General features: G+C 31.8%; 11 protein-coding genes. 2 read left to right on the top strand and 9 right to left on the bottom strand.

The features are described 5' to 3' along the window. Positions 1–25 precede the first annotated feature (25 nt). Positions 26–793, top strand: coding sequence for a sulfite exporter TauE/SafE family protein (locus ABNX05_RS18865; protein ID WP_349661120.1), 768 nt, complete (start codon positions 26–28; stop codon positions 791–793). A 102-nt stretch (positions 794–895) separates the two neighbouring features. Here the strand turns inward: ABNX05_RS18865 and hblA are convergent, their stop codons facing one another. From hblA to ABNX05_RS18820, 9 genes are all read right to left on the bottom strand, one after another. Continuing rightward, entirely contained in the window at positions 896–2,008 is a 1,113-nt protein-coding gene (hblA, locus tag ABNX05_RS18860) for a hemolysin BL binding component B (protein ID WP_349661119.1), read from the bottom strand. 29 nt (positions 2,009–2,037) lie between these two features. Beyond that, positions 2,038–3,270 carry a hemolysin BL lytic component L1 gene (hblD, locus tag ABNX05_RS18855; protein ID WP_349661118.1) on the bottom strand — a complete coding sequence of 411 codons (1,233 nt, stop codon included), beginning with the start codon at positions 3,268–3,270 and terminating at the stop codon, positions 2,038–2,040. Between the two features lie 31 nt (positions 3,271–3,301). Beyond that, positions 3,302–4,621, bottom strand: coding sequence for a hemolysin BL lytic component L2 (hblC, locus tag ABNX05_RS18850; RefSeq protein WP_349661117.1), 1,320 nt, complete (start codon positions 4,619–4,621; stop codon positions 3,302–3,304). Between the two features lie 728 nt (positions 4,622–5,349). After that, on the bottom strand, positions 5,350–6,393 hold the full coding sequence (locus ABNX05_RS18845) for a Fic family protein (protein ID WP_349661116.1): 1,044 nt from the start codon (positions 6,391–6,393) through the stop codon (positions 5,350–5,352). A 666-nt stretch (positions 6,394–7,059) separates the two neighbouring features. Continuing rightward, positions 7,060–7,959: a diguanylate cyclase domain-containing protein gene (locus tag ABNX05_RS18840; protein WP_349661115.1), complete on the bottom strand. Its 900-nt coding sequence runs from the start codon at positions 7,957–7,959 to the stop codon at positions 7,060–7,062. After that, on the bottom strand, positions 7,952–8,581 hold the full coding sequence (locus ABNX05_RS18835) for a hypothetical protein (protein ID WP_349661114.1): 630 nt from the start codon (positions 8,579–8,581) through the stop codon (positions 7,952–7,954). The genes ABNX05_RS18840 and ABNX05_RS18835 overlap by 8 nt, the downstream gene beginning before the upstream one ends. An 8-nt stretch (positions 8,582–8,589) precedes the next feature. After that, positions 8,590–8,949 carry a response regulator gene (locus ABNX05_RS18830; protein ID WP_094075061.1) on the bottom strand — a complete coding sequence of 120 codons (360 nt, stop codon included), beginning with the start codon at positions 8,947–8,949 and terminating at the stop codon, positions 8,590–8,592. 657 nt (positions 8,950–9,606) lie between these two features. Next, on the bottom strand, positions 9,607–11,208 hold the full coding sequence (locus tag ABNX05_RS18825; protein WP_349661209.1) for a DUF4179 domain-containing protein: 1,602 nt from the start codon (positions 11,206–11,208) through the stop codon (positions 9,607–9,609). Between the two features lies 1 nt (position 11,209). Beyond that, entirely contained in the window at positions 11,210–11,746 is a 537-nt protein-coding gene (locus ABNX05_RS18820; protein WP_349661113.1) for an RNA polymerase sigma factor, read from the bottom strand. 742 nt (positions 11,747–12,488) lie between these two features. Here ABNX05_RS18820 and ABNX05_RS18815 point away from each other — a divergent pair. Beyond that, complete coding sequence (locus tag ABNX05_RS18815; protein ID WP_349661112.1) at positions 12,489–12,959, top strand: hypothetical protein; 471 nt, start codon at positions 12,489–12,491, stop codon at positions 12,957–12,959. Positions 12,960–13,041 lie beyond the last annotated feature (82 nt).

Here is a 13,041-nt window from a genome sequence, read left to right as displayed (position 1 = left end):
GTAATTTAGATGTAGAGGTGATTTGATGGAAATTTTACTACAGGAATGGTTTTCAGTAAATGGATTTATTTTATTTACAATTGGCTTACTCGCAGCAGTCATTGGTGTTCTTTTCGGCGCTGCAGGCTTTGTTTTGTTACCCGCAATGTTACTTATTGGTATTCCGATTCATACAACCGTAGCTGTTAATAAATTCGCGACAGGACTTTCAGCTCTATCAAATGTCGTATCGTTTATAATTAAAGGTCATTTATCGATAAAAAAATTTGCATCTATAATGATTATATCTAGTTTGGGAGGTGTATTGGGCGCATTTTTAGCCACACGATTATCAGAACAAGTCATGAATATTGTAGCTTGCATTTTCTTAATTTTCGCATTTTCCATCGTGCTTTGCAGTAATAAATTTATGGTAAAGGATATTAAAGAGACAGAGGAACAACCAATTAATAAACTTATTCCATTTGTGGTTTCAATATATGATGGTGGTTTTGGACCAGGCTCAGCTCTAATGAATGTAACCTATCACCTTAAAAAGCAATATACGTATATAAAAGCAGTTGAGTTAACAAGAATGATTACGTTTTCAAGTTGTACAGGTGCCTTTCTCTTTTACTACTTTACGGGCATAGTTAATTGGGGAATCGCCATTCCTGTTTCAATTGGCTCTATCGTTGGCTCGTTCTTAGGTTTAAAGATCATCCCTTATATCAAAACAAGATGGATTCAAATTTTATTACCAATCATTTTTTTCTTGCTGATTGTTCAGGTAGTATCAGATTTATTAATATAGATCACGCTACGTTTGAGTGAGTACGCAAAACAAGCGAGAAGTGACTAACTTCTCGCTCTTTTGTTTCCTCTTATTTTATTATTTAGCAGGAGTAACAACGGGTTATATTTTCAACTCTTTTATCCCTGCTTTTAATGTGTCTGCATCTACTTTTAATGTCTTCCAGCTGTCTTTAGCTGATTTCAAATTAGGTAGTAAAAATTTGAATTTATTTTGTTCCGCTTTATCAGATGCATTCTCGATATGTCTCAATACTCCTGAATATTGAGAGTCTAAATCAGTCCATTGTGTAGACATAAAAGTAAGGGCATTAATAGCATCATCAAGTGCATTGTACATCTCACTAATATTACTATGTGCAATACCAACTACACGATTTAATGTTGTTTTATAATCAACTGTCTGTCTTAATTGTGCTAATAACGGTTCTAATTGACCTAATTGATCTCTCGCTATCCCCAGCATAACACCACCAGCAATCCACGTAGGAATAGAAGGCACAGATATTGTTATTATTCCATCAGACTCTAGTTTCTTATAGTAGTTTACTGATTCTAAAATTTCATTTAGGCGCTTTTGATCGTCCTCAACTGCAACCCCTTGATTTTTTAAAATCGACTGTAAAAGCTCTTTGTTACTGCCAAATGCTCTAACATCTTGTCCAATATCATTTCTTAATTTAGTTAATTCTTCTATTAATTGTTGAGCATACTTTTGATTTAGTTGAATCTCTTCTCGTAAATCTGTAATCCCTTCTATTAACGTCTCTCCATCTCCTGTATTTATTGCATCTACAATTATGTCATAATAATTTTCAAACTTTGTATCGTATTCAATAATACCTGTTAATGTATCTATAAGCTGTTTTTTTACCTTTGTATCCCATGTAAGGGCGTGTGCTCTAGCATCCTTTTGATCTTGTACAATTTTACCTGGCAAATCCGGATATCCATTAATTTTAATCCCTTCAAAGTTCACATCTGGATTCTTAATTAACATATACGAATAAGCATTCATAGATTTTGCAAAAAGCCCCGCCTTTTGCAAAGTTTCTTTCATCTTCACTTCATTTGCTGAAAGAGACGTATCACTATTGCTTGTTTGCTCAATTTTACTTGTCTCTGCAAATGCTGCTTCTGGAGAGACTACAGAAGTTGTTGTCAAAGTTAAAAACGTTGATACAGCGAGTACTTTGTAAAGAGATTTTTTATTCATTTCATATTCCTCCTATATGTAATTTATTTTCAGTTTTTATCTTCTTGTTTAAAAGCAATGTCTTTTGCAATAAATTCCGCATCTTTATGAATATCATTCCAACTTTGTTTAGCCGCTTTTAAATCATCAGGTATTAAAGAGAGCTTATGATCTTGCATTTGATCGATATTATCATATAAGTCTTTATAATTTGCCCCCATTGTATTCCATTGTTGTTGAATATTCGTTAAAGACATGATCGCTTGATCCACTGTTTGATATAGGTATGTCAAAGTGTCTTTGGCGTTAGTAAGTGAAATAACTGCTTGGTTAGCGAAATCGGCTTTCATCGTTAATTCCCCGATTTTATTGGAAATTTCGTTGTAGGAGTTCATATGATTAGATGCTGTAACACCAGCTGCTGTTCCTAAACCAATACCAGCCGCGCCGAGAGCTGTAAGGCCACCGACAACAAGTGGCGTTGCTGTTCCGCCAGTCACAACAATTACTACCCCTCCTGCAATAGTTCCAATAATTAAAACTGCTGCTCCCAATCCACCACCAATTGACCATGCTAGTACATTGTCAAAATGTGCTTTTTGAGTGGAACGTAGATTCTCAATTTCAGCTTGAAGTTGTGGAACCAATGCCTGTTTACCCGCTAATATTGCCGTTAATCCACCCTTCCCATCTGGACCACCAATATTATTTTTAAAATCTATAGTATTTGTATATAGCTTTGTTTTGAAGTCTTCTAACATCTTTATGACGTCTGTAACTTCTTTTGAATTTATATCAATCGAACTGATTAAATCACCAATACCTTCTTTTAGCCCTTCCTTATCTTTCTTTTTTACAGTGTCTATTAATGTGTCGTAGTAACTATTAAATTGTTCATCGTAATTTACAATATTACGTGCTGTCTTTTGAATTTTTGGCTTCGCTGTATCTAGCCAATAATTCGCATTGATTCGAGACAGTTCCTGATTAAGGTGAATATTTTTGATTAACTCTCCCCCTTCAGAACCTAAATCAATATTTGATAGATTTACATTTGGTTGTTTAATCATTGTTTTTGCGTACAAATCCATTACAAGAATATGAGAACCTGTTTCAGCTAACGCTTTCTTCAGTCCTTCAGGTCCTAATGTGTAATAATTCCCAATTTTCTGTTCCTGAAAGCTCTGTTCTTGCGCAAGCGCCTGAATAGGACCACTGTTAGTTGCAGTTATAACCGTTGCCAAAGTGGCCACGGTTAACACCTTATATGAAAATTTCTTCAAATCTAATCCCTCCTAATTTTTCGATATTCTATCAAAATTTATGAACTTGTTCTTCAAGTTGACCAATACCATTTTTTAATCGTCTTAATGTATCTTTTTGAGATAGATTGTTAGCAGTTTCAGCATCAGTACTTAACTTTGTGATACTACTTTTTATTAAATTCAAATCTTCTTTATAGCGTTTCAATAGGTCAAGTTCTACATCCACTTGACTAGCAAATGTATGTAAATCATTTTGCATAAGAAGAAGCATTGATTTTTGTAAATCTGCTATCGATAGTTTCGTTGTTAAATCATATAATTTTTGGTTTTGCTGCTCTAAATCATCTAAATATGCTCGTTGTTCTGCCTTTAGATTATTTACTTCAGCGAAGGTACTATATGTTTTCTTGATTCTTTCTGAGTCAATTACTTTCATAAGGTCATGCTCTTTCGCTTTTGTAGCCGCTGCTGCTGCAATTTCACCTTTATTATTTTTTTCAATTGCTTCCCGCGCTTCTTTTTTAGCAGCTTCAATCTCTAAAGCAGATTTACCCTTATCTTTTGCTTCTTGCTCTGCCTTTTTCTCTGCTTCTAAAATAGCGTTGTTAATTTCTTTTCCTTTGTTATACGCTGCTGCCGCTGTTTGAGCAGCTGGTTCAATAATATCTTTTGAAAGACTATAGATTTCTTGGAATATTTTTAGTCCTTGTTCATTTAAAGCCCCTGGTAGAAACGCTATTTCTTGCAAATTATTTTGAATGGATTTTTTAGTATCAAGTAATTCGCCTTTTAGCTTGTCTATCTTCCCTGTTCCTTCTAAACTAAGTACTTCCTGAGCTTTTGCCACATCAGTATCGAGATTTTTAAGTTTTTTATCAAGCTGTAATTGAAGATCTGTTAATTCATTAATTTGATATTGAATATTTTCTTGGTTTGTCATAACCATTTCTTGAAGGACTTCCAGCCTATCAAGGAAACCTTCCTTATCTTCCTTATTATCTACATAATCTTTTAATGTTGGATAATAGCTATTAAATTTAGTGGCAAATCCTTTACTTTTTGAATTAATTAAAATTAACTTTGGATAGAGTTCCGATGTCCATTCTTTCATATCTTGTTTAATTAGGAATTGATCTGTATGTAAAGCTGGTACTTCATCTAGCTGTACATTCGGGTTCATTAAAGATTGGTCTATATACATTTGGATTAATTTAGATTGTGCACCTAATTTTCTTAAAGATGAAGAAAGAGTCATGTTCTCTTCTTGTAGTTCTGCTTGAGCAATAGGTGTTGCAAAAGTATGTACAGGAATAACTCCTGTTGCAACAATGGATGTTATCATTAATCCTTTAATTAATTTCCTTTTCATTCTATTACCTCCCTATTTGATATTTTTCATAATAATTCATGCGGTTTTATATATATTTTGAGTACCCCCCATTTACTTGAGTTTAGGAAAAATTCTTTCTATTTCCTATGATGTAAATTTTAGTCATGTACACATTTTTTAGCAAATAACTACGAAATTAACCTATTTCAAGCTAAAATAGGTTATTTCACTGTAATTTCGAGTCTAAAAATTGATTAATATTAACAATATTCATCTGAATGTGTCACAATACAGCGAAGTTCAGTCGTCTGACAACTAAATAATGACATATTTTTGTTAATAATTAGGTAATTAAGCGAATTAGAATAATGCTATCAATTTTCCCTTGGCATAGTTAAGTCCGGAATCGGCATTATGCTTAGGCTAGGCATGGGCCAGCACATTTCGGTAATACCGTGGCGTTCTTAGACTTAGTTCCTCTATTTCAGAAGGCGTTTGGACACCTGCCGAAATAAGCTGAAGTTTAGATATATTGATTCCCAATAAGACTCTTCTAGAATAGATATTAGCTGTGAGATGGTACCTACTAACTTTTCATTATTGAGGGGTATCCTTGACTTTGTAGTTACAAGGCACCTTTGAGATTTTTCATATTTCTAGATTGAAATGTAAAGAACCAATTGCTTATTGAAGATTGGCAATTGGTTCTTAAATTAAATTTTTATTTTGTTTTATAAAACTTAGTAGCTCACCTAAAAAGGTATAGACTAAGGTTGGACTGTCATCCAGCGGGCATTTCTTCCTTTTGAGATAAGCTTAATTTCACCTAATAATTGCAAATCAGTTAAAGCTTTACTAATTGTACTTTCGGCTATATCTGGATAAATGCTTCGAATGCAATCTTTTGTAAAAGGTTGTTGTTGATTATGAATGAAATTCTGAATTCGCTCTACCTTAGTATGTTTACATATAGAATCCAGTACTCTGCTATGTAAATCTTTATAAGCCTCTAAAATAATCATTAAGAACTCTTTTAACCAGAAGTTCATATTATGTCCATTACAGTACCAATTAACAGATGATTTAAATATAGCTTCATAGTATTCAGATTCTCTTTTCTTTATATATTCATCTAAACAAACGTATTTTACAAATGTATGTCCGCTTTTTACTAATAGTAATTGCAAGAACATTAATGTTAATCTACCATTACCTTGACTAAAAGGGATTATGCAATAAAAATTAAATATAAAACGAGCGATTAATATAAGTGTAGGCATCTCTTTTTTGCGGTTTAATAAATCGTACTGGTTGCATAATTGTTCTATAGCTTGCGGAACATTTTCAGGTGGAAGAGGACGATAACAAATCGTGTGCATCCCTTTTTCGGGAATTCCTGGAATAGAAAATGGCTTTTGGCGCCATTTTGCACTGTCAGAGGTATTATAATGAATTAATTGAAAATGCAATTCTTGTATAGTATCTGGACTTATAGAAAAAGTACGAGATTTTTTATGTACAAGAGTCAAAGTTTCATAATAACAAAAAATCGCATCTTCCGAAATTGATTGAGGCATCATATCATCTAAAATAATTTCTTTTAATCGCTTATTTGAAACTTTTATGTCCTCATAAACTGAAATATAGTTTTTTATGTATTGTAGGGGTATAGCTTTTTCAAGGCCAGTAAATATATCAGGTCTTTGCTCTTTATAAGCGGTCAACATACCTTTATATTCACTAATTTCACTGACTAAGGTTATTAGTTGCTGATCAATATTTATGTACGGATCTTCGAAAAAATTTCTCATTTTGTTCCTCCTGCCACTATCTCTCCATGCTCTATTACACTAATATTTTTTTGTTTTAAAGGAGTTCCTAATGTTATTCTAGTATACTATTCAAATAACATCCGGTTTAATAGAGCTTTTACTTTTTAAAGAAAGAGGATTAATTTATTATTCAAATTTTTGTATAAAGTTACTCTAGATTTTGAAATTACTTTTTCACTCCAAATAATGGATGCTTCATGAGTATAGACGTTAGACATTAGACATAATTAAATATCGGAATATTATCTTTTAAATGTACTGATATCTTTATTATTTTTGTGACATTTCTGTGTAATTCCCCGACATTTTTATTACGTTTATTAATTGGATAACCATTTTGTGTCCTTCTGCTGTGTAAATCAATTGCTAGCTAAACTTTTATTTATGTGTACTAACCATTTTGTTCTTCCTTTTTTAGCATTAATAATGAAAGAAATAAGCGGATACCATATCTTAATTATACACGGTATCCGCTTGTTATTATTTCATTGAAACCTTCTGTAATTATAAAACAATATCCCCGGTTAAATATGTAACATCGATCTTAATCAAAACAAAAACACTCTTGGTTTTGATACGTATCCAAACCAAGAGTGCCGCAGTATCCCAAAATTGTACCTTGATGAAGCTCGACAATCTATTTATTTATGCTTTTTTTGCTTTTTGAAGATACATTTGACTATCTGCTACATTTAATAATTGCTTTGCTGTAGCCCCATCTTGTGGAAAACGCGCACAGCCAATACTTGCTGAAATCAGAATTTGCTGTTCCTCGATGCTAAACGGCTCCTGTAATAATTCATGTATTTTAGCTGTATACTGTTCAACTGCATTTTGCGTAGTCATATGTTCAACTAATAACACAAATTCATCTCCACCAAGACGCGTCCAGACTTCCTGCTTTTGAGTAAATTGCTTGCACCGTTCCGCAAACATTTGTAGTAATAAATCTCCCTGTAGATGTCCATACTGGTCATTTACAGCTTTAAAGCCATTCAAATCTATGAAAAATAGGGAAAATCCCTGATTCTCTCCTTCAATTAAACGCTCTAAACGATCCAACACAAATTTACGATTCGGTAAATTCGTTAAACTATCATAATAAACAAAGTGCTCCAAGTTTTTAGAGAAATCAATGGAACTTTTTAAATACTTATTTAAGTTTTGAATGCGCTTATAGTGATCAGATACATCATAAAGTTCTATCATTAAATACGATGTATGTTCTATTTGTATATGTTGAATTAATATATTTTGACGAGTTGGCTTCATCTTTGCACACTTATGTTCCACAAAATATTGATGCATCGCCGCTGAGCAAAAGCTTTTTTGTTTATCCAACAAAGCCTTTTCAAACATATAGGCATAAATCTTTTTATCAAAACGTGGAACAACTGTTGTGATCGGTAAACCTTTAACCTCATCTTCACTTTTATCTGTGTACTTGACTAACCATTTATTCCATAATTGAATGTTCAATTGCTCATCCAATAAAATAATGCCATTATCTAGCTGATTGACGATCGCAACATATAAATCATTCATCCAAATCCCTACTAATCTCGTCCACTTTTTGAATTAAAAATTCGATTGATTCTAAGGAAAACTTAATTAAGATGATGCCTAGTACCTTTGAATTATCCACATCAAAACTTACATAAAGTAATAACACATTACTATCCCCAGAGCTAGTAAGTGTTTTATAAAACTCTCCTTCATTATGTAAAATTACTTGTGGCACATCATACTCAAGCTTCATTTTCAACAGGCTTCCCATACCGCCCATAATGGAATTTAGAATGATATTGCCTATTTCCTTTACAACATCAAAATCCTCATCATTAAATGAAAGTTTTTCATCCTCTTCTGTATATTCTTCCCCTAAGCAAAGCGCAGTCAAATATTTAATTTGCTCTGCCGGAAAAATAAAATCTGCTCTACCAGAAAAGACATTACCAAACTTTAAAGAGGTGGATAGTACTGTACCATTTATTACAGGAGTCAGCTCTTCTTGATTGCCAGACTTTAATTCTTGTAACCCTAGTAACGTTATCTCTGGTACTGACAAAAAAATTCTTTTTTGAAGAATCTCTGATAATAAGTTAGCTGCCTCGCCGACAAATACATTATACAGCTCTTTCAATATATCCTCTTGTGTTGTTGTCAACAACTAAATCACCCTTCTATCAATAATTCTATCTCCTTCAGTTTCGCAACATTTATCGGTTTATTAATAAATGCTAACGCTCCAGCAGATAAAACCTCGTCACGAACCGCCAATTGTACGTCAGCTGAAAGCACGATAATTTTAGCCGTTGGGTATTTTTCTAATAATTGTCTAATTGCCTCTTGTCCACTCATCTTAGGCATTAATAAATCCATAAATACAAGGTCAGGTAGAAAAGTTGCAAATACTTCAATACCTTCAACACCATCATTTGCTGTTTCATAAACAGCATCAGGGTAAATAGATTTTAATGTTTGTATTGTTGTTTTTTGAGAAAACACGGAATCATCTACTACAAGTACTTTCATAAAAAATTTATCCTCCGCTATTAAAATCATGTTTCTTAAAATAATAGCACAATTATTCTTTATTTGAAAAATATTTAACTAGTTCTCTAAATGTTGGTGAAATGTCTATAAAAAGTTTTTTGCTAACTATTCTTAAAGGTATCAAGATTTCACTAAAGGGTACATTCGAGTTCACCGTTGAGTTAAGAAAGCGATGCCCTAGAGCACAGATTCCGGGTAAATGGTGCAAAATAATGTAACCCTAATAAGGTTTCATATCGAGAAATATATTATTTTCAAATAATTTATTACACACATTTAGATGAATAGTATCATTCATTAGGTGTATTTTTATTTATTATTCTTCTAATTTTATTGGTATTGAGAAATCTGGTAACGAGTTAACAATATCTTCATATTAATTAAAGAAAGAACTGTTAGAATAAACTTCTAACACAGTACCAGCTTGAATTAGACTAAAGACAGTCGTTTCAACATCGAAATTTATATTTACAAGTTCACGGTGAATTTAAGGCTATATATTAAAGGAAAAGAAAAGCGTATTTTGAATGTATCAAAACACGCTTTTTCTATATTCAATTGAATCATCCACTTGTAAACTGCCGCTTCATTTTCGTTACATAAAACACTTGCTGAAAAAAGTTACACCGCAAATATTTACTGTAAAACAATAGTTTTAGCTCGATCTTCATTGACAGTATAAAGGAAGAAGTTTAATGTAATATCTTTTTCCTTTATATTTTTAAATGTTTCTACTTGTTTATGTGTTCTTAACACGCCATCATTAGAACGAGTTTCTGCAAAGATTTTTTTGCCATTCTGATATATAACATTTTGTGTGATACCACCAAATTGCTCGTTCTTACTTTCTGATTCAACAATTAAATCATTACCTTTCGTATAGTAGGTAATATCAATTGGATACCCGTTTAATTCTGTTTTTATAGTCTTTGGCACACCAGAAATATTTGTTAGCTCTACTTTGTCTTGCTTTTCAGCTTCATAAGAAAGCTTCGCATCATTTAATATAAGTGAAATTTCTTTATTCGTAATATCCTTTAACAGCCCCTGTGTGTCAAAGGAAATATAATCTTTATAATACTCTCCCGATAATTCTTGCTCACCAATTCGTAATTTAAACTGACGATAATTGAAATGAGCTATATTAGAATTAGAATCTATATATTTTTCTTCAATATAAAGCTTCACATTACTCGGTGTAATGACAAGCTCATTAAATTGAAGTTGCTGAGAGCCTATCTCAATTTTTTCGTCTATATCCATAACAAAAGTAGACTTTTTAGCAAGATCCTGATTGTATTGGAAATCAAGGCTCCACGTTTCTGGTTTATAACTTACTGTATCAATATAACTTAAAAATACTCCTAATTTTTCTACCTCTTCTTTTTGGACCTTTAGTGAATCACTTCTTTTAATGACATTTGCTTGAGGACGTTTATGAGTGACGCCAAAACTCGCAATGGTTTCATCTTGAATTTTATAAGATACATATGCGTCTTCTATGTTATTGGACTCTTCCAGGTCGATAAGATAATCCAATGTATATTGTCCGTTTTGATATCCGTTTGAAGTGAATTCTATTTGTGATATTCCATTTTGATTTATAGTAATCTTTTCAGGGAACGCGTTCGATTGAACTACATTTTTTAACTCTACACTTTTCTGCTGTATCTCCTTTACACCACCAAATTGAAGTGTAACATTGCTGTTGTGTGGGATTTCCTCATCTGTTTTTAGAATCCCTACTAATTGATCTGTTTCCTGATTATATACTGCGTTAGCCTCCAACTTTATTTCTTTGCCGTCACTTATTTTGAGTAATGCTTTTTCGAAATCTGCATAATCTATTGGATAATCGTGATCAATATCTAAGCTAAAGTTAATAGTAGTCCCATTTTGATCTGAAATTACATTATGAATATTTAATACACCCGCTTCGTTTTCTACAGTTTTATTGACTTCCTGCCCAAAGCCATTTTCTAAAGAAGTAATAACGCCTGTTCTATTCATATTTCGCATCCAGTCCAAGATTTCTGTTGTATATTTGGCAAATACAGGTGTGGCTGATAAAACAATTGTAAACATTATGGCAGTTAATATAATTTTGGGTTTATAGCTATGCTTTTTAGTTTTATACTTATGATTTTCTTGTTTACGGATGATTTTACTCCACATTTCATTCTCATTAGGATAATCTACTTGATCGTACTTCACTTTTTCTTTTATTAAATCGTCCATTTTACTCACGATGATCCCTCCATTCGAATAAATAATTTCCATCTACTTGGATAAACTTTTTCATTAATTTTTTACCTTTAAAAAGCCTTGATTTAACCGTCCCCTCTGGGATTTTTAGAATTTCAGCGATTTCTCTATCTTTACAATCATGGACATATTTTAATATCATTACCTTCCGTATACGAACAGGCAGTTTGTTCATTAAATAGACTAACTCACTTTTATTTTCATTGAGCTGTATTGTTCGCTCAATATTTTGGGTATTGTCAACTCGTATAAATGATAGGAAATCAAAATTTTCTTTTAATAGGAGCCTGTTCTTTTTCTTTAAATAATTTCGAGACATATTCATAGCAATACTAAGTAACCAAGATTTTTGATTTTGTATAGCTTGAAAATCTACACTCAAAGCTTTTGCAAATACATCCTGACAAAGATCCTCTGCATCGTATTTATTTTGAAGCATGTAATAGCAAGCTCTGAAAACGTCTTTATAATATGTTTGAAACAATACCCTCTCATCGCTAATCTGTTTCACAATCCCACCTCCTTTTCCGATTTCTACACAAGTAACAATTTAGCATCAAAAATAGTTCATTTTTTCAAAAAAACTTTTACTCAATTTCGTTAATTGACCAAGAAATTCACAAAACATTCTTATCGAACTAAATTTCAAATCAACATGAAAAACGGTATATGAAAAATTATGCTCTTAACCCCCATTACTATAAGGAACCAAGCAGCCTAAAAAGTGTTTAATGTGTGTTTCAAATCCAGATTTTGATTGGAAGTTTGACATATTTTTTTAATATTTATGATTGTCAAAGATTTTAAATTGTAGTTGTTTTTCGTACCCGATATAGGTCACTTCTTTAAAACAAATCCATTTTTCCAAGTTCCAATACGTATCATTTCATCATTATTAATATATTCAGAAAACATACATAATCAATTTGCAACGAATTAATCAATACAAGTTGTTCCATTTGTACTATACATAAGATATAGTTGGAAGTTATATCATAACTTTTTTTCATTGAAAAACATCTTAAAAATGCAGTGTATTCAACCATAATCAGTACTTTCGAGAGAGAAAAAATATGTACAAAACAGTCTTAAGAATCAATATACTACAAACAAAACCACAACCAAGTGCACTACTTTTGTCTTCCTAAACAAAAAAATAGTAAATTTTCACTAAAACTATTTACATAAATAGAAAATTGAGAGAAAATAACATAGTATTTCTAAATTTTATATAATAAAGAAGGAGCTTTAACATGAAAAAAATTATTTTTTCAACAAGTCTATTATTTTTTTGGGTGAAAGGAGCCGTAGAAATTGATAACAGATTTGTAAAAACCAATTTATCAAACACAATTCTAGGATTTATTCCAGCAGGAAAAGATGAACAAAATATACCTCTGAAGAATATTTCGGGATCAATGTTATCTTCAAAATATAATGTTAAAGCAATAATAATTGGACTATTTATAATTTCACTTGGATTTTCATCTATAGGTGAAAGCTTTATCGGTGGTTTATTTTGGTTAATTATTGGTATCGGAATTGCTGGGAGCGGAATTCAAACAATATTAAGCATAGAAAAATCAGGGACACCATATTATATAAGTGTGCCATTTTTTGAAAAAGCAAAAGTACAAGAATTAAACCAATATATCCACACAGCTTTAGCTGAAGATACTGACAAAACAGATTTAAATTTATTCTTTGATAAAAAGAATCAATAAATACTAAACATACTAACATTAGTAGTACAAACCAAGGCCATGGTTTGTGCTACTATTTTTTTATAGTAGAAGTGAAGAAAAG

It is taken from the genome of Lysinibacillus zambalensis (assembly GCF_040183165.1).
GTDB classification, from domain to species: domain Bacteria; phylum Bacillota; class Bacilli; order Bacillales_A; family Planococcaceae; genus Lysinibacillus; species Lysinibacillus zambalensis.
The sequence above is the reverse complement of the archived record's forward strand: the minus strand, read 5'-3'. Positions and strand labels throughout refer to the sequence as shown.